The organism is Synechococcus sp. MIT S9220 (genome assembly GCF_014304815.1).
Lineage (GTDB): Bacteria > Cyanobacteriota > Cyanobacteriia > PCC-6307 > Cyanobiaceae > Synechococcus_C.
The window spans coordinates 1,338,131-1,359,446 of the sequence record NZ_CP047958.1; the positions used below are offsets into that span (position 1 = coordinate 1,338,131).

The window sequence follows — 21,316 nt, forward strand, 5'->3', positions numbered from 1 at the left end:
TCAACCGTTGACGGATGCTGCAGGTTCGGAGCTGGTGTCCGAGGTATAGCCGGCACAGCGCTGTTGATCGAGATGTTGGATGTGTCGACGTTCGGTGTAATACAGCTCCTGAAAACGCAGGGCTTCAGCGTTGAGGTCGTCGAACATGGTGTGGATGCGCTGCTCCATATCGACTTCCAACTCAACAGCAGGAGCTGACTGCTCCTCTTTCTCCTGCTCGATTAAGACGGCAATGCAACGCTCCAGAGTTTGCAGACGCTGGCCAGTCCAGGCTTCCAGCAAATGCCGGCAACGTTTATTGCTCTTCTGACGTTCAAGCATCGCTGCCGTTCCACGCAGCTGATCCATTGGCCGGGCCAAGGCAACACGCTGCAGTTCATCCGGTTCGAGCAGTGGCGTCAGACGCGTCACCAGATCACTGTTGTCCAGGAGGAGCTGATCTGTGAGCAGTCGGGGCAGATCGAGGTCTGCCAATTCGTCGCCGCGATCCTCACCGCGACAGATCGCTTCCAGCCGCACACTGCCGAGATTGCCTTCCTCCAGATCCGTGATGCCAGACCACAGCAGACGGTGATGCTGCAGCGCGAAATCCTCGAGCTCCCGACTCCTCAGTTCCTGGCGGATGCCAGCCCGATGGGACGGGCAATGCAAATAGAGCAGAAGGATCTCAGCTTCTGAACGTTCACGCTGGGAAGCTTCGCCAGCCTTCTCATGTCGGCTGGAGCGGCCGTGCCAGCGCTGACCTTGAACCTGCTGGCGGAGATCGTCTTCAAGCTGCAGAGCCAGACGGCCCTGCCCACCGCTGAGGCGCTCGGCCACCTGCTGGATGTAGTGGGTGCGGATGGCGGATTGGGGAAGCTTGCCCAGCAACGCAACCAGCGAAGCCACCGAACGTTGAAACTGATCTGCCTTACTGAGATCCCTTCCCTCAAGGACCTGTTCGATCTGCCAGTCGAGCCAGAGCGGCGCCTGATCCAGCAGAGCCCGATAGTCACCGGCGCCATGCTCCTTGAGAAATTCATCGGGGTCCTTGCCGGATGGAAGGTGAAGGACCCTCAACTCCAGTTGTCCCTGGAGTGCCAGCTGCTCCACCTCACCGATCGCTCGGTTGGCGGCTCGCACGCCGGCGCCATCGGCATCGAAATTCAGAACAATCCGCTTGCCATCGCTGCATCGGCACAGCTGGGTGATCTGTTGACTGCTGAGAGCGGTGCCCAGAGAGGCCACCGCATTGGTGACACCTGCAGCATGCAGGGCAATCACATCGAAATAGCCCTCCACAACAACAGCACGATCGTCCTTGCGGATTGCGGATGAGGCCCGGTCAAGTCCGAATAGGTGCTTGCCCTTCTCGAACACCTCCGTTTCAGGTGAGTTGAGGTACTTGGGCTCACTGCCATCGAGGCTGCGGCCACCAAAGCCGATCACCCGCCCCTGACGATCACGAATGGGAACAATCACCCGATGGCGGAAGCGGTCATAAAAACCGTTCCCTCCTTTACGGGGAACCACCAGTCCTGCTGCCTCGAGCAGTTCTGGAGACAATCCCTCCACTTGCTGCAGATGCTTCAGCAGGCCATCCCACTGATCAGGTGCATAACCCAGCTCGAACTGATCGAGGGTGGTTTCGCTCAGGCCGCGGGTCTCACGCAGATAGCGAAGTGCATCAGCACCTGCGTCTGTTCTGAGCTGTGCACGAAACCAGCCGGAGGCCAATGCAAGCGCTCGGTGCAGCTTGTCGCGGCGAGACAGCTGTTGTTTGAGTTTCTCCTGCTGCGGACCATCGACGGTCTCCACCGGCAGTTGATATCGGCGGGCAAGGTCAAGCACCACCTCGCTGAAACTCTGACGTTGAAACTCCATCAGGAACTTGATGGAGTTTCCTCCTGCGCCGCAGGAGAAGCAGTAATAGAACTGCTTGGCGGGAGACACCGTCATTGACGGCTTGCTGTCGTCGTGGAACGGACAGATTCCGACGAACTCACGACCCTTTTTCTTGAGCACCACGTGCTCACCAACAACGTCCACGATGTCGGCGCGTTCCTTAACGGCCTCGATGGTGCGTGGGTGTAGTCGGGGACTGACCATCGAACCATTCTGCGAGAAACCGCGCGTCCCGTCGATCGCAATTGCTGCTTCGAGCTCAAGACGATCCAAACAACGGTCGGTAACCATGAACCAGGGCTCGATCAGGAACAGCTCCGGTGACATCGTTGAGAACTAGCGTGCAGACCGATGAATGCGAGGCCTGCTGACAACCATCCGCGGATCGCAGTCCCCTGAGGAATGGAAGGCCTGCGTGAGTCTGGTCGGAGCGGCTTTGGCCTTCAGCCTGATGACCGTCTGCGTCAAGCACCTCGGAGGACGCTTACCCGTGGCTGAGGTGGTTCTGATTCGATCGTTGATCAGCCTCGCGATCACGCTCACCATGTTGAAGCGACTGGGAGTCTCCCCTTGGGGTCATCAGAGGGGTTTGCTGCTGGTGAGAGGTGTGCTCGGCACTGGCGCACTGCTGATGTTTTTCCAGGCCATTTCCAGCCTGCCTCTGGCCGCAGCCACCCTCCTTCAATACACCTACCCGACCCTCACGACCGTTTGCGCCTGGGCCTTGCTGCGGGAACCGATCCGCAAGCGCATCAGCCTGGCGGTCCTGCTGGGGCTGTTCGGTGTCCTGCTTGTTGTGCAGCCCGAATGGGCAGGACAGTCGATGGCAGGACTTCCACCCTTTTCAGCACTGATCGGACTTGGTGGAGCCCTGTTGACGGCACTCGCTTACGTAAGCGTCCGCCAACTTTCTGTGAGGGAGCATCCTCTGGTGATCGTGTTCTATTTCCCGCTCGTCTCCGTGCCAGCGACGTTGCCATTGCTGGTGAACAATCTGGTGCTACCGACGGGAAGCGACTGGCTGTGGTTACTGGGTGTCGGCCTGCTCACACAGATTGGGCAGGTTTGGCTGACCGAAGGCCTGGCGATGCTCCCTGCGGCGCGCGCAACCTCAATCAATTACGTCCAGGTGGTGTTCGCCACTCTCTGGGGAGTGTTGATCTTTGCTGAACCGGTGACCGCCACCGTCATCGTCGGTGCACTTTGCGTGCTCGGAGCCACTCTGATCAGCCTTAGCGCAAAACAACGTCAGGCCGGATCGATCGCCAGTGGATAAGTGATCCAGGTCTGCGAACTGCCGTCATCGGAACCACTCGGCAATGCCAGACGCCAGCTCTGGCCGCGTTCCCCCCGCTCAAGAAACAGCTCAAAGGGACTATCAACCTTGATCGCATCTCCAGGCAGTCGCCAATCGAAGCGTCCGATGAGATGCACGCCTTTCTGATCACCAATGCTCAGACTCTCTTGCTCCTCAAGGCGGACCCTGGTGACCTCTGGAGCCCCGGAGGCCTCAAGATCCAACGACTGGGCGATTGCACTCTGGGTGAGATGAATTTGCTGACCAAGAGCGCTGAGGATCACAGCGCGAGGCGGACGATCGCCAAGTGAACAGGAGGTCAAGCCGAGACTGATCAGACACACCAGCAACAAGGACAGAAGCGCCCTGCGCGCGCTGCGTAGAGATTGAATCACTGCAAAACGGAGTGGACAATCAGACGCATGGACATCTGAAATCTCGCTGACCTGGATACCAATCATTGGTGGTGTTTGGAGCCATCACCCGGAGTTACAGGTTCAGGCTAACGGCAGCCCGAATCCTGAAACCACGCTGGTCAGACTGAGGGTGAGAAAGCCCTGCCTCTGCGCTCCAGCAACGACTATTCAGACGCAGAAGCCATGTTCCGCTCCCTGTTGAACATGAACAGACCGAACGAAAAAGCAAAGGAAATAGCAAACGTTACGGCGATATAGAGATACCAAAATTTCATTTTCAGCCGGATCCCTTCCGCTGCATAAAAAACAAACGATGCAATCAGCACAAGCGTGAGGTCAGCTGCAATAAAGCCCGCAGAGGCATTGGCCCAGACGCCCTGGGAGAACAAATTAACGATTTCAATTGGATCCGTTAAACCCAGCTCTTCCGTTTCCTGAATGAATTGATAAATGCAATACCAAGGCCACGCAATACCAGCCAACGCAGTAGCCCCATAAAGGCCAAGCCTTAATTTAGCCATGTTTTAAAATCTAAATGACCACAATCTCACATAACAAGAACCATTCAGGTGACCAAAGCTACAAAGGTACAGAAAGACTTTGATTCGGCAATTAATTCAAAAGCGAATTCGCGAAGGGATCAAAAAGTCAATTCATTAACATAATCATCAAAAAGGTGATTCAGAAAACCACATCAATCACAAACAAATCAACGCTCTGAGCCGGCCCAAAGACCCTCATGAGAACCATGCAAGGGATGTCCAGGATGCTGCCGCCCCTCGGCGTAATACAGCTTTTCAGCCATAAGATCTCCGACCATCGGCCTTGCCGTCGACTTGGCAGGGATGACCATCAGGGCAAGAGCAGCAAGAGATGCTAAAAATTTCATGTGTCATCACCGGAAAAGACTCTGGAAAAACAAATTCGCGGATCATTGGAACAATCCAAACTTTCGATCCACGTCATGCTCAAAAAGTGGGATTTATGTCATTCAAATCAGACCAGAACCGACTGATTCGGTGTAATCCCGACTCAAGTCAACGTGAAGTGTGGAGAGCCGCCATCAGAGGTACGGTCGACCACCCGAAACATTATCAAGACCCGGCAATTTGCATTGCTTGATACCGTTCAAGCATGTATTTCATGAAATAATTAGAAATATCATTGAATTTTTAGAAATTGACTAATTAACAGCAATAACGCCAACTCCAGCATGAACAGACCCACCTCATCATCAGGGAAAAAGAAGATTCAAACCAAATCGAGTCCACCGCACCACAGTCTTTGGACTGGCGACGAATCACCCCAACGCCGCCGCTATTTGCGCAGCCTGACTGACCAGGAGCACTGCGCAAAGAATCAGCCCAGCTGAAGCCGTCTTGATCCAAGCCGACATCAATTAATGCCTTCACCCTGGCAACACACGCTGGATCACCACTGCTTCTCAGCCAGGCCGCCGAGCTTCAATCTGGCATTGATCAACCTGAGTGGCTCTGAATTCAGTTTTTACCGGCATCATTGGTGACGGCCAGAATTCAACAGACAGGGGCATTTCATGATCGGCTGGCTTCGGGGTGAACGGATCCAGACCTGGGAGCAGGGCGGCCGCCGGGGCGTCGTGATCGCCTGTTCAGGGGTCGGTTATGAAGTGCAGCTGACCAAACGCGACCAGCAGGCTCAGATCGGTAACAGCTGCACCGTCTGGATCCATCAGGTTCAGCGAGACGACGGTTCGACGCTCTTTGGATTCCCCCAGCAACAGGACCGTGATTTGTTCCGAACCCTGATTGCGGTGAATGGCGTTGGTCCCCAGATGGCTCTCTCGCTGCTCGATTGCTACGCAGCACCTGAACTCGTGATGGCGATCATTGAAGGGGACCTGAAGCGGCTGACGCAGGCTCAGGGGGTCGGCAAACGCACTGCTGAACGCATCGCGGTGGAACTCCGAGATCGCCTTGGCTCTTGGGCGCCTGAGGCCAACGAGGCGTCTCTATCGCTTGTTGATCGCAGCGACGTGAAAGCTCTGCCAATCCAGCCTGATTCCCTGCAGGAACTTCAACTCACCCTCGAGACTCTCGGCTATGAGGACCTCGAGATCCGACGGGCCATGCGAGCTGTCGCTAGCAGTTCCGAGGTGCCTGAAGACAACGACAATGAAGGATGGCTGCGTGCCAGTTTGCGTTGGCTCAGCGAATCGGCTTAACGGGACCGCGGGAAGGTAAGTTGGTTCTTTGCACTGTCAGGGCCAGACGCCGCGCATGTCGCTCGATACCACCGAAAAGCAGCAACTGATCAACACCCACCAGACCCATGCCACCGATACCGGATCGGCTGAGGTTCAAGTGGCCATGCTGAGCGAGCGCATCTCGAAGCTCAGCAGCCACCTGCAGCAGAACAATCACGACTACTCCTCGCGTCAGGGGCTGTTGAAGATGATTGGTCGCCGCAAGCGCCTGCTCAGCTATGTGCGGGGCAAGAGTGAGCAGCGTTACAGCAGCCTGATCGCCAAACTGGGTATCCGCGGCTGAACCGCATCCCAGAATCTGCATGAGTCATGGCTGAAAAGCGCGATCCTCTTCCTTTTGAACCGCGTCGTTCAGCTGCAGAGACAACCCGGAATCAAGCGATTCCTAGAGAAGTGGCCAACCGCATGGCCCGACGCGTCGCCATTGCCACAGGGGTTCCTTCCCTGATGGGAATGGCCGTTTTTGTGATCAGTTACCTCGTGGTGAGTCGAGGCATTCTTGATGTCCCGCCAAGCATCACCCTTCTGGGATCGGGCTTCTTCTTCCTTTTGGGTCTGGTCGGCCTGAGCTACGGAGTGCTGTCGGCAAGCTGGGAACCTCAGCCAGGAACGTTTCTGGGCCTGGAGCACCTAAAGCCCAACCTTCAACGTTTGCGCAGCTCGATCAAAGCTCAGAAGCAGGCTTAATCGGACTCAGCGCTAACGCATCAACGGGTCGCTGCAGCTGACAGTGAAAGCACTGTTCTGCAGATGTTGCTGAGCCGCGGCCGCATCCTTGACGCAGAACTGGGGGCCAAGACGCACATAACGCACGTCGGGCCCTCGACGCACCGCTGCCACCACGGGAACGCGCACACCCAGCTCATCCTGGTCAGGACGATGGGCTTGGAGACATTCCCTCAGCTTGTGCTGAACCGCCACATCAGAGGCCTGATCGGGGTCGAGTTCCACCAAAAGCAAACGCAAATCATCAATCGCGCGGCAGTCATCCACGATCAACTGCACCCGTTCGTCGCGTCGATCCACAGCGGCCCAGACCAGAAGCCTGGCCTCGGCCATCAGATGATCGGAGAGTCGCGCATAACTTTTCGGGAACACCACAGCTTCACAGGAACCAGTTAGGTCCTCGAGCTGAAGAATCGCCATGCGGTCACCTTTGCGCGTCGTGACCTGACGCATCTCACTCACCATCGCGATGGCGCTGACCTTCGCCTTGTCTGCTTGTTCTTCCAAGCTGGCCAGTCCAATCGGTGCCAGCAGACGGGCGGGTGCGGTGAGCTGCTTGAGCGGATGATCGGAGAGATAGAACCCCACCAGGTCCTTTTCCAGCTTCAGTTTTTCGCTGGGGTGATAGTCCTTCACAGGAGCTGCCTTGGGAGCAAGGCTCAGGTCCGTGCTGGCGTCAGCTTCATCCTCAGCAGGAGCCGCCATCAGATCAAACAGATTGCCCTGACCGCTGGCACGATCCCTTGCACGGGATCCGGCCCAGTCGATCAGAAGATCAAGATCGGCAATCAGTTGGGCGCGGTTGGCCTCAGGCTCCAGCGCGTCGAGTGCTCCGCAGTGAATCAACGATTCAAGGCTGCGCCGGTTGACCACACTGGAGGGAACCCGGTCACAGAGATCAGCGAGTGACTGGAACACGCCATCGGTTTGTCTAGAGCGAATCAGGGCACGGATCGCACCGTCGCCAAGATTGCGCACCGCCGATAGCCCGAAGAGGATTCGGCTGTCCCTCGGGGTGAAATCGGTACCGGAGGCATTTACATCCGGCGGCATCACCTCGATGCCCATGGCGTTGCAGTTAGAGATGTAGCGCTGAACCTTGTCGCTGGCTCCGGCATTCACTGTGAGCAGCGCTGCCATGTACGCCACTGGATAGTGAGCCTTGAGATAAGCGGTTTGATATGTCACCGCTCCATAGGCCGTGGAATGGCTCTTGTTGAAGCAGTACTCAGCGAACAAGACCATCTGGTCGAACAACTCGTCGGCGACCTTGGTGTCAACGCCACGCTCCGTTGCTCCCTTCACAAAGATGCCGCGATGCTTTTGCATCTCCGAGACTTTTTTCTTGCCCATGGCGCGACGCAGCAGATCCGCCTCGCCAAGGGAGTAGCCGGCCAAATCCTGCGCGATGCGCATGATCTGCTCCTGGTACACCATGATTCCGTAGGTCTCGCTCAGAATCGGCTCCAGCGTGCTGTGGGCGAAGTCGATCGCTTCACGGCCGTGCTTGCGGTTGATGAACTTGGGAATCAGGCCAGCATCCAGTGGACCTGGCCGATAAAGCGCCAGGATCGAGGAGATGTCTTCCAGGGATGAGGGCTTCAGATCACGCACGATCTGGCGCATGCCTGTGGACTCGAGCTGGAAAATACCCTCGAGGTCACCGCGGGCCAGAAGATCGAAGGTCCCCTGATCTTCAGGGGGCAACTGATCGGGGTCGATCCGTTGGCCACTGGTCTGCTCGACAAGCTCGAGGGTCTTGTCGATCATCGTGAGGTTTTTGAGGCCAAGGAAGTCCATCTTCAGCAGACCCATCGACTCGACGTCTTCCATGAAGTACTGCGTGATCACCTGGCCGTCGTTATTGCGCTGAAGAGGGACCAGTTCGTCGAGGGGATCAGCGGCAATCACCACGCCCGCAGCATGAACGCCGAATGTTTTGTTGGTTCCTTCGATGCGCATGGCCATGTCGACCCACCGCTTCACGATGGGATCCTTCTCGTAGCGCTCCTTGAAGTCGGGATTCGGCGACTCATCGCCGATCATGGCTTTGAGTTTGGCGGGCTTGCCCCTGACAACAGGGATCAGCTTGGCCAGACGGTCCGCATCTCCGTAAGGAATATCGAGCACGCGGGCCACATCCTTCAACACGGCCTTCGAGGTCATGCGGTTGAACGTGATGATCTGAGCCACCTTTTCATCGCCGTAGCGGCGCGTGACGTAATCGATCACCTCGCCCCGGCGCTCAATGCAGAAGTCGGTGTCGATATCAGGCATCGACTTGCGTTCCGGATTGAGAAAACGCTCGAACAACAGACCGTTGCTCACAGGATCAATGTTGGTGATCCCAAGGGCGTAGGCCACCAGTGAGCCTGCAGCCGAACCACGACCCGGACCCACAGGGATGCTCTGTTCACGAGCGAAACGGATGTAATCCCAGACAACCAGGAAATAGGTGGGAAAGCCCATCTGCTCCATGATCTTGAGTTCGTGCACCATCCGCTCGGCGTACACCTCCTCGATGGTGTCTGCAGCTGTCAGGCCAAGACGGTCACGCAAGCCCTGCTCTGTGACCTCACGCAGATAGGTGACCGGGGTATGGCCATCAGGAATCGGAAAACGGGGCATCTGATAGCGGCCCAGGATGTCGTAGTCCTCGACTTTTTCTGCGACGGCAACGGTGTTGGCAATCGCTTCCTGCACCACCTCAGGCTCGAGATGATCTGCGAAGAGATGGCCCATCTCCTCCTCAGATTTGAGGTATTCAGTGCCGGTGTAGCGAAGACGTTTTTCGTCGCTGATCAGTTTGCCCGTGAGCACGCACAACAGTGCGTCATGGGCCTCCACATCATTACGAGTGAGGTAGTGAGCGTCGTTGGTGGCAACAACCTTGATGCCCAGTTCACGGGCGATCTTGACGATCTCCACATTGACGATGCGATCTTCCGGCGAACCGTGGTCTTGAATCTCCAGGTAAAAGTCGTCACCGAAAACGCTCTGGTACCAGCGGGCAACCTCGCGGGCCACATCAGGTCGTTCGCGCATGATGGCCTGCGGAATCTCACCGCCCAGGCAGGCTGTGGCAACGATCAGGCCTTCGGAATACCGCGCAAGCAGATGCTTATCAACACAGGCACGTGAAAAAATTCCACGGCCGCGCATGCCACGCAGGTGACTGATGCTGGTGAGCTTGACGAGATTGCGATATCCGACGGCATTTTTGGCAAGCACCACCAGGTGGTATCGACGCTCCTTCTTGGGCTGTGGGTCATCAATTGAACCGTTGATGACATACATCTCGTTGCCGATGATCGGCTTCACACCACTGCTCTTGCAGAGCTTGAGCAGCTCCACAGCGCCGTACATCACCCCATGATCGGTGAGTGCCAATGCCGGCATTCCCAGCTCCTTGGCACGCTCCACCATCTGAGGCAGCTGCGAAGCACCATCCAGCAGGCTGTAGTCGCTGTGGTTGTGAAGGGGGACGAATGCCATGCACCCAGCCTAGGGGCATGCGCAAGATGCAGTGCACAGGCACCCCAGGCAACACCAGATGCAGTGCCGACCAGGCGAAAAGCCTCGTTTCAGGCAGGTACCAGCCCCGCTTTCGGCCTGGACTTCATCACGTCCGCCGCCTGCTCGTACTGATGAGCCACCTGCAGCAGACGGGGCTCTTCCAGCACATTGCCGATGAGCTGAACCCCGATCGGCAGACCGCCGGCATCAAAGCCGCAGGGCACGCTGATGGCCGGCAGGCCGGCGAGATTGGCCGGAATGGTGAGCAGATCCGCCAAGTACATGGACAGGGGATCATCCGCATGGGCACCGTTTTTGAAGGCGGTGCTGGGAGCCGTGGGCGTCAACAGCACATCAACCGACTGAAAGGCCGCGTCAAAGTCGCGCCGGATCAGCGTTCTCACCTGCTGCGCTTTCTTGTAGTAGGCATCGACGTAACCGGCTGATAGGGCATAGGTACCGATCAGAATTCGGCGTTGCACCTCACTGCCGAAACCCTCCGCACGACTTCTGGCAGTCATGGCGGCCAGAGATGTTGCATCCTCGGCCCGATAGCCATATTTGACGCCGTCGTAGCGGGCGAGATTGGCCGATGCCTCCGACGGCGCGATCACGTAATACGTGGCGATGCCATCGTTGAAGCGGGGGCAACTCACGTCCACCAGTTCGGCGCCAAGAGCTTTGAGCTGATCTGCTGCCGCCAGCACCGACGCCTTCACCTGCGAGTCCAACCCCTCCTGGTCAAAGCACTCGGTGACCAGACCGACCCGCAAACCCTTGATCGGAGCGGCAAGGGCAGCGGTGTAGTCAGGAACAGCAACATTCAGACAGGTCGAATCGCGAGGATCAACTCCTGCCATGACCTGCAGCAGTTCTGCAGCATCCGCCACCGATGAGGTGAACGGTCCTACCTGATCCAGGGAGCTAGCAAAAGCCACCAGGCCATAGCGACTCACCCGCCCGTAGGTGGGCTTGAGACCAACCACCCCGCAGAAGGATGCGGGCTGACGAATCGAACCACCAGTGTCGGAGCCGATGGAGGCCAGACACTCGCCAGCGGCAACAGCAGCGGCACTGCCGCCGGAGCTCCCACCGGGCACATGCTCAGGATTCCAGGGATTGGCGGTGGCACCAAACGCGGACGTTTCGGTTGAACCACCCATGGCGAATTCATCCAGGTTGGTCTTACCGAGAAGAACCGCTCCGGAGGCCCACAGCCGGTCGGTCACCGTGGATTCATAGGGAGGCACAAACTGCTCGAGCATGCGACTGGAGCAGGTGGTGCGAACGCCCCTGGTGCAGAGATTGTCCTTGATACCGAGAGGGATCCCAGCCAGGGGCGGCAGATCATCGCCGGCACGACGAGCCTCATCAATGCGATCGGCATCAGCACGGGCACGCTCTGCCGTGACTTCAAGAAAAGCATGCACGTCTGGGTCGACCGCATCAATCCTGGCCAGGTGATGGTCGGTGAGTTCCCTCGCGGACACCTCCCCGTTTGCCAGTTGCTGACGCCATTCGGCGATCGCCATGGTCAGGATTTGCGTGCAGCTGAGACGCTATCAGTCAGATGCGTTCGCATCGGGCTAACTCAGCCCTGGGATTCGATCGTGAACGGTTCGGAACGACGACAGCGCACCAATGAATGATCGAGTGAAGCGGGCGATTCCGAGGACACATCACTCAGAAAAGCCGGGAGCTCCTGCTCCAGGGTGGAGCGGCGCACGAAAGGACCGAACCAGTAGGTGACGTCTGGGCCATGGGTCTGAACCCTGGCCCACCAAGCCATGCCTAGACCGTTGGCAAGTGAGCGCATCGGTCGGTTCAGAGGGCCCATGGCGGAGCGATAAAGACAAGGTCATTGTGCACTGATTCAACGCTGGCGGAAGGATTCCAACCATCGCTGTTCGGAGTCCCTGAAGTTCACCGCAGCGCGGTCAGAGATCGATGCTGCCTTCAAAGGGTGCCTCGACTGTCTGCGGAAGACGTTCGAGTTGCAAATCAATGCCTGGGTTCTCGGGCGGCACGGGGGAAGCGTCAGGTTCGCTGGAGGGCTGCATCCCAGCGATATCGGATGCTTCCGCCGGTGATGAAGTCCCGTTCTGTGAGGCTTCAATCTGCTCTGATGGCTCTGATGGCAGTGCGGGGAGCTGGGGACGCACGATGCGGGGAGATGGGTTCTGACCCTTCAGACCCTTCATCCAGCCTCGACGCGCCACCTCATAGAGACAGAGAGCGGTCGCAACCGAGGCATTCAGGCTTGGCGTGACACCCCGCAGTGGGATGCGAATCAACTGATCGCAATGGCGACGGGTGAGCATGGACAGTCCTTGGCCCTCAGAACCCGTGACCACCACCAGAGGACCTTCCAGATCAACTTCTTCAAGGGTCTGATCACCTTCCTCGGCAAGGCCGACCACGCGATAGCCAGCATCTTTGAGGGTTTCCAAGGAGCGGTTGAGATTGACCACCCGCGCCACAGGCAGATGTTCCAGTGCACCAGCCGCCACCTTGGCGACGGATCCCGTTAGACCTGCGCTGCGGCGCTGAGGCAGAACCACGCCGTGGGCTCCTAAGGCTTCAGCGGAACGAACGATCGCACCGAGATTGTGGGGATCGGTGAGGCCATCGAGGGCCAACAGCAGCGGAGGTTCATTGAGCTCGCCGCAGCCATCGATCAAATCAGGAAGATTCAGCGTGTCTGCTGCAGCGGTCTGCAGAGCGATGCCCTGGTGGACGGCACCACCGGTCATCTGAGCCAGACGAGCCCAGGTGACTTCCTCCACAAGAACTCCGGAGGCCTTGGCATCCCGGAGAAGCTGCATGAATTTGGGAGCACTCCTCATCTCACTGGTGCACCAGATGCGATGGATCGGACGACCGGCTTCCAGTGCAGCCTGAGTGGCATGCCGGCCCCAGAGCAGATCATCAGCCACAGGATCAGCAGCATGGGGAGTGGCTTCTCCACGGGGCTGATCATCAACCTGACGATCTCGACGCTCGCCACGGCCGGGGCGAATGCTGCGGGCCTCGCCATCACTGAAGCGACGAGCTCCAGGACGGCGGTCTGGGAACCGCCTGTCATCAGAACGACGCCCCTTAAAGCGTTGATCACCATCCCGGCGCTCTTCAGGGCGGCGTCCTTCGAAACGCCGGTCACCTTCACGCCGGTCACCATCGCGGCGGTCTTCAAAGCGCCTTGAATTGAAACGCCGATCATCCGAACGACGGTCTTCAAAGCGTCGGTCCCCATCACGGCGATCACCCTGACGGCGGTCTTCAAAGCGTCGGTCCCCTTCACGACGGTCGCCTCGGCCAGGAGGTCTTGATGCGTCTCTGGGACCGCCGCGAAATGCACCATTGCGGGACGGTCCGCGTCCTCGAAACTCACCATCGCGGGATCCACGCCAGGGCGTATCACCCCTGCTGTCGTCTCCATCCCGCCGGCGGGATCCTGTCGGGCTGCCATCCACTCTTGGGCGACGACCACGGGGCCCGCCACGAGGCGGTCGACCGCCTGCGGAATCACCACCACGGGAGGGGCGAGCGGGGCGGCGATCAAAACGGGAGCTCATGGGATCGATGGTTATGACAGGGCGGATTCGGTCTCCTCGAGTCGATCCAGAAGCTGGGCAAGCCGCGTCGGATTCTGCAGAAAGAGCCAGCCAACCATTGTCTCAAACCCCGTGGCCTTTCCATAGGCTGCAGGGTCTGAACCTCGTGGTCCGCGGCCGGCACGATTGCGGCCACGACGCACAAGATCCTTCTCCTCATCAGTGAGCCAGGGCTCGAGCCGTTTCAAGGCAGCCGCCTGAGCATCGGCCCGAACCTCGGCCACCACCGCTTGGTGCAGATCCTTGGAACGACCTGCCTGCCGGCAGTGCCGCAAACGTTGATGGAGCTCCCAGACAGCATCTCCGAGCCAGGCGAGCTGCAAGGGCCCGAGATCAGTGGAGCCTGGCGGCAGAGCGTGTTGAAGCCGAATCCAGTCGCTCAAGCAGCCAGCTGGGTGTAAGCCGTCTCAAGATCATTCACCAGATGGAGGAACGATTCCAGTCGGACCAGTTTCACGGTTTGGGTCACACGGGCATTGCCAACCACCACGAAGCTGCGCTTGGCGTCTTTGCATTGTTTGGCGAGCTGCACCAGGGCGCCGAGACCGGAGGAATCGAGAAAGTCGATTTTGCTCAGATCAAAGACAGCCGGAAAGGCATTGGCCTTCAAAACATCCATCACGTAAGTGATGAACTGCTTTTCGGAGTAGGCATCCAACTGGCCGGTGAAATGAAACACCAGGCAGCCATCCTTCTGCTCAAAGCCTCCACGGAGCGAAACCGTCAGTCGCTGCAGTTCAGTGATGGGACCAGACCCCCCATGTTGCGTCGTCGTCGTGCGAAGTGTAGTGATGCTCCAACAGACAGACCACGCATCAACGTCGATCTGACATCAGCGAAACGAAACGGGCGAAATGATGGTCGGCATCGTGGGGTCCAGGACTTGCCTCAGGGTGATATTGCACGCCAAATAGCGGCTGCTGCCGATGGGCCATCGCTGCAACGGTGCGGTCGTTGAGATTGAGATGGGTCACCTCGATGCTGTCAGCAGGAAGGCTGGCCGCATCCAGGGCAAAACCATGGTTCTGACTGGTGATCTCAACCTGACCCGTGGTGCCGCAAGGATGGTTGAGACCACGATGCCCATAGCCAAGCTTGAAAGTGGTGCCCCCCATGGCCAGTCCGAGAATCTGGTGGCCGAGGCAGATGCCGAACAATGGGAGATCCCGCTGCTGAATCAGACCACGAGCCAGAGCGATCCCATCACTGACGGCCGCCGGATCACCCGGTCCGTTGGACAGAAACACACCCTCAGGCTTGCAATCCAGCACGCTCTGTAGGTCCGTCGATGCCGGCATGACGGTCACATCACAACCATGACTGACCAATCGATCGAGGATGGCGCGCTTTATGCCGAAATCGATCGCGACAACGCGATACGGACTCTGCGGTCGGCCGCTCTGCAAGCGTCGATCGAAATCAACAGCACAGGAAGTGCTCCAGGCGTAGGAGGTGCTTGTCGAAACCCTGTCGGCGAGATTCAAGCCTTCCATCGACGGTGCTGAACGCACCAGCTCAAGCAGCTCAGCCGGCGAGCGTCCATCGGAGCTGATCACACCATTCATGGCGCCTGTTTCACGCAGATGGCGAACCAGAGCGCGGGTATCGATGCCTTGAATGCCGACAACTCCATGGGCCGCCAACCAGTCCTGGAGGCTCTGACGGGAGCGCCAATTGCTTGCCACCGGGGACAACTGCCGGGCGATCAGACCTTGAGCATGCGGCTGATCCGCCTCCTGATCATCAGGATTGACCCCTGTGTTTCCCAGTTCCGGGTAGGTGAACGTGACCAGCTGTCCTGAATAGCTGGGGTCGGTCATCACCTCCTGGTACCCGGTCATGCCGGTGTTGAAAACAACCTCACCGACCACGCTGCCGCCAGCGCCACAGGGCAGACCGGAGAAGACAGTGCCATCGGCCAGCACTAGCCATGCCGACTCACTGGATGAAGCAGTCATCAGCAGACGAATCCCCTCAACAACGCTGGAGCCCTCATCCTCCCTCGGCGGGGGTCAGGCCCTGGCGCAATTGCTCAAGACGCTTCCAGGCAAGGCCATCGCCAAGAGCCGAAAGAGCTCGCTGCGCACCAGATTTCAGATCCATCTCCACACCCGCCACCCAAAGCACCAGCGCACAGTTGAAAGCAACGACGTCGGCCTGGGCTTGAGTGCCACGCCCCTGGAGTAGATCACTGAGGATCGCCTGATTGCAGGCAAGATCACCACCACGCAGCGCTTCGAGTGGTGCCTCCTGAAGTCCGAGATCACCAGGTGAAATGGACTCTGAACGCAACGCGCCATTTTCCAGAATGCGCAGGGCGTTGGGTCCGGCCAGCGACGCTTCATCCAGACCACCAGCACCGTGAACAACAACGGCTCGCTCCTGGCGAAGACTCTGCAGTGCCTCGGCCATCGGATTCAGCAGGTCTTCAGTGGCGACGCCAAGCACCTGACCATTGGGTCGCAGAGGGTTCACAAGGGGGCCCAGCAGATTGAACACCGTGCGCACGCCCAGACTGCGGCGAAGTGGAGCCAGGTTCACCAGTGCTGGATGCCATGCCGGCGCAAAGAGAAAGGTCACTCCGGCCTGAGAGAGAGCATCCACCACCTGAGCCGCAGGTGCCTGCAAATGCAAGCCGAGCCCTTCGAGCACATCCGCTGAGCCCACCTTGCCGCTGGCACTGCGATTGCCGTGCTTCGCCACGTTGGCACCGCAGGCTGCAGCTGTAAAAGCCACGGCTGTGGAGATATTGAAGGTGTCCGCACCGTCACCCCCTGTTCCACAGGTATCCACCATCAACAAGTCCGGCCGTGCCCCCGGCAGAGGACAGGCTTCACGCAACACCGCTGCCATGGCACCGAGTTCTCCGCCGTTGACACCACGTGCCCGAATGGCGGCTAAAAACGCCCCTGTTTGCACTGGCGTGAGCTCCTCCGAGAGCCACGCCCTCATTAATGCCGCTGCCTGATCAGGAACGAGCACTCCGCCGTTGAGCAGAAGTTCCAGTGTCTGAGGCCAGGAAACAGTTGCGGAGACCATGGGGAAAAGAGGCCTGGAGCCTTGGAGATCGACGGACAGAAAAAAGCCCGGGTGCAGATGCACTCCGGGCCGGGTGATGGGGACATCAACACTATCCCTTAAAAAGGATGCGATGGCCAGCTCAAGGCCAATCGCAACCCTTCCTGCCGCTTATCGCTCTCCTGAGCACCAGCTCAATGCCTAGGTTGTTCGTTGTTCAGGGTTCGCGATGGCCGCTTTTCGCCTCGATCTGATCGGCCGCTACCTGAAGCCCCATCGCCGCACGGTGCTGATGGGTGCGATCGCTCTGGTGATCGTGAACATCCTCAGCGTCACCATCCCCCTCGAAGTTCGGAGGGTGATTGATGACCTTCAGGAGGGTTTCGCCTTCTCCGATGTGCTTGCACAGGCGGGCTGGATCGTGTTGCTCGCCACGAGCATGGGAGTGGCGAGGCTGATCTCACGTCAGCTGGTCTTCGGAGTCGGGCGTCAGGTGGAGGTTGAGCTTCGGCAGAAGCTGTTTGATCAGATGCTGCAACAGGAGCCCGGATGGGTTCAGCAAACGGGCAGCGGGGAGGTGATCAGCCGTGCAACCAGCGATGTTGAAAACGTGCGCCGGCTCCTGGGTTTTGCAGTGCTCAGCCTGACGAACACCGTTCTGGCCTACACCTTCACACTGCCGGCCATGCTGGCGATTGATCCCGGTCTCACGGTTGCCGCAATCTCCCTCTATCCGGTGATGCTCGGCGCCGTTCGCCTGTTCGGAGGGCGAATGATGCGCGAACAGCGTCGCCAGCAGGAAGCACTGGCAGGTCTGAGTGAACTCATTCAGGAAGACCTGTCAGGGATCGCCGCCATCAAGATCTACAGCCAGGAACAACAGGAACTGAATGCCTTCAGTTCTCGCAACCGCGGTTATCGCGACACCGCCATTCAGCTGGCACGCACACGCAGCACCCTTTTCCCCCTACTAGAGGGGATCTCCTCGATCTCGCTGCTGTTGCTGCTTGCACTTGGAAGCGGGCAACTCCAGCAGGGCACCCTGTCGATCGGCGGCCTGGTCGCCCTGATTCTTTACGTGGAGCGGCTGGTGTTTCCCACAGCTTTACTTGGCTTCACGCTCAATACATTCCAAACCGGACAGGTCAGCCTGGAACGTGTCGAGGAACTGTTATCGCGACAACCGCTGATCCGAGATCCGATCGAACCAGAGCATCTCAAACTGCCTGTACGCGGTGAGTTGGAGGCTCGCAACTTGCACATCCGCTACGACGGATCCGATTGCGACACCCTTAACGGACTGAGTTTCCAAATTCACTCAGGCGAACTGGTGGCCGTTGTTGGTCCAGTCGGATGTGGCAAAACCACGCTGGCCCGCGCGCTGGGTCGCATGGTGGAAGTGCCCGCCAATCAACTGTTCCTGGATGGGCATGACCTCACTAACGTGCGCCTGAATGACCTGCGCGAACAGATCGCCCTCGTTCCCCAGGAGGGCTATTTATTCACCAGCAGCCTGGCGGACAACCTGCGCTATGGCGAACCCGAAGCCGACATCGAACGGGTTGAGGCAGCCGCTGAACAGGCCCGCCTGTTGGCAGATGTGCGCGGATTTCCCGATGGCATGAACACGCTTGTCGGAGAACGGGGAATCACGCTCAGTGGAGGCCAGAGGCAGCGGACCGCACTGGGTAGGGCTTTGCTGATGAAGGCTCCTGTTCTGGTCCTGGACGATGCACTGGCGAGCGTTGACAACAACACCGCAGCCGAGATTCTCGCTTCGGTCCGACGCCAGACACAACGCACGATTGTGATGATCAGCCATCAACTCTCGGCAGCCGCGGCATGCGACCGGATCTTGGTGCTGGATCAGGGACGGTTGGTGCAGCAGGGACACCACTCCGATCTGATTCAGGAACAGGGTCTTTACCGCAGTTTGTGGGAACGGGAGCAGGCCGCAGAACGGCTGGAATCGGTGGCCTGACGCAAAGGTTGCGCAACGAACGGGCGACAAAACCTGGTGCCTCGGCTTAGCTGGAGTCTCTGCTGCCGAACCATGACGTCAGGTACCCCTTTCTCGGTCCGCTGCACCCTGACGTTCGGGGATATCTACGGACAGATCCTGGCCTGGATGGCTGTGATTTTTGTGAGCCTTGCAGCAGGGCTAGCCCTCATGGGGTCTTCACGACCGGTGTTTGCCCTGGTGGGAGTCGGCTTGATTCTTGTGCTCAGCGTGCCGTTTCTGCTATTCGCCTTCGTCACCACTCTGCTCAATCACATCCGCCTGGATCCGATGACATCTGCCTAGGGTTGCGACACAGACAAGGATGTGATGCTGCCCAACTGGCTCACGGGTTCTCAGCAAGGACAATCAGACGGCAACGCTGACGAACGTCACGTTGTTCTCGGAACGCCACTCAAGGCGCCTCTGATGGAAGACCAGGAAGAAATTGTTTTTGGCTGCGGATGCTTCTGGGGCGCTGAAAAAGGTTTTTGGCGGTTACCCGGTGTTGTCTCCACAGCCGTGGGCTATGCAGGCGGCCAGACTCCATCTCCGAGCTATGAACAGGTCTGCAGCGGACGGACTGGTCACACCGAAGTGGTGCGCGTGGTTTACAGCACCCCAGCCATCGACGTCAGCGACCTGCTCAAACTGTTCTGGGAATGTCATGACCCCACGCAAGGGGACCGCCAGGGCAATGACCAGGGCAGTCAGTATCGATCTGCGATTTACACCACCACCCCTCGGCAGATGCAACTGGCCCTGGCCAGTCGCGACTGGTACCAACAGGCTCTGACTCAGGCCGAACGGGACAGCATCACGACCGAAATCGCAGCCGACCGAACCTTCCATTTCGCCGAGTCTTACCACCAGCAATATCTGGCGCGTCCCGGCAGCAGGCCCTACTGCTCCGCCATGCCCACAGGGATCAGCCTCGATGCCTTTGAAGGATCCGACTATCGCTTACCCACTCAGGTCTGGAACCATTACGACTGGAGCATCAGTCACTGCGTCTTGCGTGGTGACAACAATCCGATCCAGCTCCAGACATGAATGACTCCCTTCCCGACAGGGTGGTGATCGCTGTGATCGCTCTGACGGTGATCCTGGTCTTCGCGATGGCCTTTGCTCTAAGACCAAGGTCGGATCATGAGCGTCCATTTCTGTGGCGTGATCCTTCTCCTAGCCCTCCAGCACAGGTGAGCGCTCCCCTTCTGAGGGGAACCCTGGCGATCTGACCACTCCCTCCCCTCTGGTCAAACCGACCTGGCAAGGTTGGAAGTGATTGGACTCCTCGCGCGGCGTGCCCACCATTCCCGAGCCGAAGCCCCCTCGTCGTTTGCATCCACTGCCGAGTGGTCTGGTGGAGCTCTATGGCCTGATTGCTGTGCTGGTGGTGCTGATTCCGGAGTGGATCGCGGATGGCACCCTGAGTCTTGGCGACAACAAACGACGCTCCAATCTGCCGATTGCCTCCAGAGCCTGGAGAACGCTGCCGGAGCTGCAGCTGGCCTCGATGAATCTGGCGGCGTTGCGTCAGCTGGGCAGACAACTGCGACTTTGGGGGTATGCGGGCGACAGCCGTGACAGGCTCACAACAAGACTGCTGACACGCATCAAGCGACACACCAAGAGCGGGAATGCCTTGTGATAGCTTGCATCTGCCGTCGGGGCGTGGCGCAGCTTGGTAGCGCACTACTTTGGGGTAGTAGGGGTCGTGGGTTCAAATCCCGCCGCTCCGATGTCACAGTCCAATCGATTGAATAGGCCCCTTATTTGAGGGGTCTTTTTTATGCAATTCTCTGTAATCTGCGCAAGGCCAAGAACAGCAACGCCGAAGGAAAGAAGCGAGAGTTAATCTCTCAATGCTCATTCATTTGCAGGGCAAATGGGTGATCACAAGGTGACGTTGGCCGTCGATCTTGAGCCATCCTTCGTCTCTGAGCAAACCGATCACCCTGGTCACCGTGACACGGGTGGTGCTCAGAGCACTCGCCATCTCCTGATGGGTCAGACGCAGATTGAGACGCAATCCCTGCTCACAGGGCTGCCCATAATCCTGGGCAAGCAACTCCAGAAAACCTCTGACACGCTCTTCAACACGACGCAAACCAAGCAGAGAGAGCAGATACTCAGACTGCCGATGACGGAGCACAACCGCTCCCAACAGATCGTTGGCGAGGTCCTGTGACTCACGCACCTCACCCATCGTCATGCAAAGAAGGTCCGAGTCGGTGAGCGTCACAGCCTCATAGGCCTGCACCGTGCTCAATGGCTCGCCGAACGTCTCGTTAGGACCAGCCAAGCCCAGCAACAGCTCATCTCCATGGACAGAAACCGCCCCGAGCTTCACCATGCCATTCACGACAAGCCAAAGCCTGTTTTTGTGCAATGGCACCACATTTCCCGCAGCAAGGTGCAAGCGATTTCGATTTTGAATACTGGAGTCCAGAAGGCGGGGCCTTGCTTTTTGTGTTTTTGATTCTGGAGGAAATTCGACAGCACCGACTGACGATTCCCTACCGACGAGTGTATGGAGCGCAACATCACACACCCAGACGAAGAGCCCGCAATCGAATCAATAAGGAGTGGTCAAAAGTA

At 58.3% G+C, this 21,316-nt stretch carries 22 protein-coding genes and 1 tRNA gene; 10 read left to right on the plus strand and 13 right to left on the minus strand.

Going from position 1 to position 21,316, the window contains the following annotated elements; all coding sequences use genetic code 11:
• On the minus strand, positions 1 to 2,088 hold the full coding sequence (dnaG, locus tag SynMITS9220_RS07150) for a DNA primase (RefSeq protein ID WP_186991982.1): 2,088 nt from the start codon (positions 2,086 to 2,088) through the stop codon (positions 1 to 3).
• A gap of 151 nt (positions 2,089 to 2,239) precedes the next feature.
• On the opposite strand from dnaG, the gene SynMITS9220_RS07155 reads away from it, so the two are divergent.
• Positions 2,240 to 3,160 (plus strand): DMT family transporter, encoded by a 921-nt coding sequence (locus tag SynMITS9220_RS07155; RefSeq protein WP_186988185.1) that lies wholly within the window; start codon positions 2,240 to 2,242, stop codon positions 3,158 to 3,160.
• Here the strand turns inward: SynMITS9220_RS07155 and SynMITS9220_RS07160 are convergent.
• The 3 genes from SynMITS9220_RS07160 to SynMITS9220_RS07170 form a co-directional block, all read right to left on the minus strand.
• Positions 3,133 to 3,540, minus strand: coding sequence for a hypothetical protein (locus SynMITS9220_RS07160; RefSeq protein WP_370594393.1), 408 nt, complete (start codon positions 3,538 to 3,540; stop codon positions 3,133 to 3,135). The genes SynMITS9220_RS07155 and SynMITS9220_RS07160 overlap by 28 nt on opposite strands.
• A gap of 221 nt (positions 3,541 to 3,761) precedes the next feature.
• Positions 3,762 to 4,118: a DUF2834 domain-containing protein gene (locus tag SynMITS9220_RS07165; protein ID WP_186988189.1), complete on the minus strand. Its 357-nt coding sequence runs from the start codon at positions 4,116 to 4,118 to the stop codon at positions 3,762 to 3,764.
• A 188-nt stretch (positions 4,119 to 4,306) separates the two neighbouring features.
• Positions 4,307 to 4,450, minus strand: a complete 144-nt coding sequence (locus tag SynMITS9220_RS07170) for a hypothetical protein (protein ID WP_255482968.1) — start codon at positions 4,448 to 4,450, stop codon at positions 4,307 to 4,309.
• A 702-nt stretch (positions 4,451 to 5,152) separates the two neighbouring features.
• Between SynMITS9220_RS07170 and ruvA the strand changes: the two genes are divergently transcribed.
• Genes ruvA through SynMITS9220_RS07185 form a run of 3 tightly spaced genes read left to right on the plus strand, consistent with a single transcriptional unit; the run spans position 5,153 to position 6,529 of the window.
• The gene (gene ruvA / locus SynMITS9220_RS07175) at positions 5,153 to 5,800 is read left to right on the plus strand and encodes a Holliday junction branch migration protein RuvA (RefSeq protein WP_186988193.1); all 648 of its coding nucleotides are present in this window, start codon (positions 5,153 to 5,155) and stop codon (positions 5,798 to 5,800) included.
• Positions 5,801 to 5,855: 55 nt separating this feature from the next.
• On the plus strand, positions 5,856 to 6,125 hold the full coding sequence (rpsO, locus tag SynMITS9220_RS07180) for a 30S ribosomal protein S15 (RefSeq protein ID WP_067097939.1): 270 nt from the start codon (positions 5,856 to 5,858) through the stop codon (positions 6,123 to 6,125).
• 26 nt (positions 6,126 to 6,151) lie between these two features.
• Positions 6,152 to 6,529, plus strand: coding sequence for a PAM68 family protein (locus SynMITS9220_RS07185; protein ID WP_067097941.1), 378 nt, complete (start codon positions 6,152 to 6,154; stop codon positions 6,527 to 6,529).
• A gap of 12 nt (positions 6,530 to 6,541) precedes the next feature.
• Here SynMITS9220_RS07185 and SynMITS9220_RS07190 read toward each other — a convergent pair whose 3' ends face one another.
• From SynMITS9220_RS07190 to trpD, 8 genes are all read right to left on the minus strand, one after another.
• A complete protein-coding gene (locus tag SynMITS9220_RS07190; RefSeq protein ID WP_186988195.1) occupies positions 6,542 to 10,063 on the minus strand; it encodes a DNA polymerase III subunit alpha in 3,522 nt (1,173 codons plus the stop codon).
• Positions 10,064 to 10,152: 89 nt separating this feature from the next.
• Positions 10,153 to 11,616 carry an Asp-tRNA(Asn)/Glu-tRNA(Gln) amidotransferase subunit GatA gene (gene gatA, locus SynMITS9220_RS07195; protein WP_186988198.1) on the minus strand — a complete coding sequence of 488 codons (1,464 nt, stop codon included), beginning with the start codon at positions 11,614 to 11,616 and terminating at the stop codon, positions 10,153 to 10,155.
• Between the two features lie 59 nt (positions 11,617 to 11,675).
• Complete coding sequence (locus SynMITS9220_RS07200) at positions 11,676 to 11,921, minus strand: DUF1816 domain-containing protein (protein ID WP_186988200.1); 246 nt, start codon at positions 11,919 to 11,921, stop codon at positions 11,676 to 11,678.
• Between the two features lie 100 nt (positions 11,922 to 12,021).
• On the minus strand, positions 12,022 to 13,659 hold the full coding sequence (rlmB, locus tag SynMITS9220_RS07205) for a 23S rRNA (guanosine(2251)-2'-O)-methyltransferase RlmB (RefSeq protein WP_186988202.1): 1,638 nt from the start codon (positions 13,657 to 13,659) through the stop codon (positions 12,022 to 12,024).
• An 11-nt stretch (positions 13,660 to 13,670) separates the two neighbouring features.
• Positions 13,671 to 14,081: a ribonuclease III domain-containing protein gene (locus SynMITS9220_RS07210; RefSeq protein ID WP_186988204.1), complete on the minus strand. Its 411-nt coding sequence runs from the start codon at positions 14,079 to 14,081 to the stop codon at positions 13,671 to 13,673.
• On the minus strand, positions 14,078 to 14,425 hold the full coding sequence (locus SynMITS9220_RS07215) for an STAS domain-containing protein (protein WP_074160780.1): 348 nt from the start codon (positions 14,423 to 14,425) through the stop codon (positions 14,078 to 14,080). The genes SynMITS9220_RS07210 and SynMITS9220_RS07215 overlap by 4 nt, the downstream gene beginning before the upstream one ends.
• An 88-nt stretch (positions 14,426 to 14,513) precedes the next feature.
• On the minus strand, positions 14,514 to 15,656 hold the full coding sequence (gene carA, locus SynMITS9220_RS07220) for a glutamine-hydrolyzing carbamoyl-phosphate synthase small subunit (protein WP_186988213.1): 1,143 nt from the start codon (positions 15,654 to 15,656) through the stop codon (positions 14,514 to 14,516).
• 34 nt (positions 15,657 to 15,690) lie between these two features.
• Complete coding sequence (trpD, locus tag SynMITS9220_RS07225) at positions 15,691 to 16,737, minus strand: anthranilate phosphoribosyltransferase (RefSeq protein WP_186988215.1); 1,047 nt, start codon at positions 16,735 to 16,737, stop codon at positions 15,691 to 15,693.
• Positions 16,738 to 16,945: 208 nt separating this feature from the next.
• Between trpD and SynMITS9220_RS07230 the strand changes: the two genes are divergently transcribed.
• From SynMITS9220_RS07230 to SynMITS9220_RS07255, 6 genes are all read left to right on the plus strand, one after another.
• Positions 16,946 to 18,697 (plus strand): ABC transporter ATP-binding protein, encoded by a 1,752-nt coding sequence (locus SynMITS9220_RS07230; RefSeq protein WP_186988217.1) that lies wholly within the window; start codon positions 16,946 to 16,948, stop codon positions 18,695 to 18,697.
• A 72-nt stretch (positions 18,698 to 18,769) separates the two neighbouring features.
• A complete protein-coding gene (locus tag SynMITS9220_RS07235) occupies positions 18,770 to 19,021 on the plus strand; it encodes a hypothetical protein (protein ID WP_066906518.1) in 252 nt (83 codons plus the stop codon).
• Between the two features lie 24 nt (positions 19,022 to 19,045).
• A complete protein-coding gene (msrA, locus tag SynMITS9220_RS07240) occupies positions 19,046 to 19,768 on the plus strand; it encodes a peptide-methionine (S)-S-oxide reductase MsrA (RefSeq protein WP_186988219.1) in 723 nt (240 codons plus the stop codon).
• Positions 19,765 to 19,953, plus strand: a complete 189-nt coding sequence (locus tag SynMITS9220_RS07245) for a hypothetical protein (RefSeq protein WP_186988222.1) — start codon at positions 19,765 to 19,767, stop codon at positions 19,951 to 19,953. The genes msrA and SynMITS9220_RS07245 overlap by 4 nt, the downstream gene beginning before the upstream one ends.
• A gap of 47 nt (positions 19,954 to 20,000) precedes the next feature.
• Positions 20,001 to 20,366 carry a hypothetical protein gene (locus tag SynMITS9220_RS07250; protein WP_370594318.1) on the plus strand — a complete coding sequence of 122 codons (366 nt, stop codon included), beginning with the start codon at positions 20,001 to 20,003 and terminating at the stop codon, positions 20,364 to 20,366.
• Positions 20,367 to 20,383: 17 nt separating this feature from the next.
• A tRNA-Pro gene (locus SynMITS9220_RS07255) sits at positions 20,384 to 20,457 on the plus strand.
• Positions 20,458 to 20,588: 131 nt separating this feature from the next.
• On the opposite strand, the gene SynMITS9220_RS07260 is transcribed toward SynMITS9220_RS07255, so the two are convergent.
• Entirely contained in the window at positions 20,589 to 21,167 is a 579-nt protein-coding gene (locus tag SynMITS9220_RS07260; protein ID WP_067098162.1) for a Crp/Fnr family transcriptional regulator, read from the minus strand.
• Positions 21,168 to 21,316 lie beyond the last annotated feature (149 nt).

Excerpts from the sequence above, each read along its gene's own strand:
- SynMITS9220_RS07155 (WP_186988185.1), top strand. The coding sequence starts at position 2,240 with ATGCGAGGCCTGCTGACAACCATCCGCGGATCGCAGTCCCCTGAGGAA.
- SynMITS9220_RS07165 (WP_186988189.1), bottom strand. The coding sequence starts at position 4,118 with ATGGCTAAATTAAGGCTTGGCCTTTATGGGGCTACTGCGTTGGCTGGT.
- SynMITS9220_RS07170 (WP_255482968.1), bottom strand. The coding sequence starts at position 4,450 with ATGGTCATCCCTGCCAAGTCGACGGCAAGGCCGATGGTCGGAGATCTT.
- msrA (WP_186988219.1), top strand. The coding sequence starts at position 19,046 with ATGCTGCCCAACTGGCTCACGGGTTCTCAGCAAGGACAATCAGACGGC.
- gatA (WP_186988198.1), bottom strand. The coding sequence starts at position 11,616 with ATGGCGATCGCCGAATGGCGTCAGCAACTGGCAAACGGGGAGGTGTCC.
- SynMITS9220_RS07245 (WP_186988222.1), top strand. The coding sequence starts at position 19,765 with ATGAATGACTCCCTTCCCGACAGGGTGGTGATCGCTGTGATCGCTCTG.
- carA (WP_186988213.1), bottom strand. The coding sequence starts at position 15,656 with ATGACTGCTTCATCCAGTGAGTCGGCATGGCTAGTGCTGGCCGATGGC.
- SynMITS9220_RS07185 (WP_067097941.1), top strand. The coding sequence starts at position 6,152 with ATGGCTGAAAAGCGCGATCCTCTTCCTTTTGAACCGCGTCGTTCAGCT.
- ruvA (WP_186988193.1), top strand. The coding sequence starts at position 5,153 with ATGATCGGCTGGCTTCGGGGTGAACGGATCCAGACCTGGGAGCAGGGC.
- rpsO (WP_067097939.1), top strand. The coding sequence starts at position 5,856 with ATGTCGCTCGATACCACCGAAAAGCAGCAACTGATCAACACCCACCAG.
- rlmB (WP_186988202.1), bottom strand. The coding sequence starts at position 13,659 with ATGAGCTCCCGTTTTGATCGCCGCCCCGCTCGCCCCTCCCGTGGTGGT.
- SynMITS9220_RS07200 (WP_186988200.1), bottom strand. The coding sequence starts at position 11,921 with ATGGGCCCTCTGAACCGACCGATGCGCTCACTTGCCAACGGTCTAGGC.
- SynMITS9220_RS07190 (WP_186988195.1), bottom strand. The coding sequence starts at position 10,063 with ATGGCATTCGTCCCCCTTCACAACCACAGCGACTACAGCCTGCTGGAT.
- trpD (WP_186988215.1), bottom strand. The coding sequence starts at position 16,737 with ATGGTCTCCGCAACTGTTTCCTGGCCTCAGACACTGGAACTTCTGCTC.
- dnaG (WP_186991982.1), bottom strand. The coding sequence starts at position 2,088 with ATGGTCAGTCCCCGACTACACCCACGCACCATCGAGGCCGTTAAGGAA.
- SynMITS9220_RS07235 (WP_066906518.1), top strand. The coding sequence starts at position 18,770 with ATGACGTCAGGTACCCCTTTCTCGGTCCGCTGCACCCTGACGTTCGGG.
- SynMITS9220_RS07230 (WP_186988217.1), top strand. The coding sequence starts at position 16,946 with ATGGCCGCTTTTCGCCTCGATCTGATCGGCCGCTACCTGAAGCCCCAT.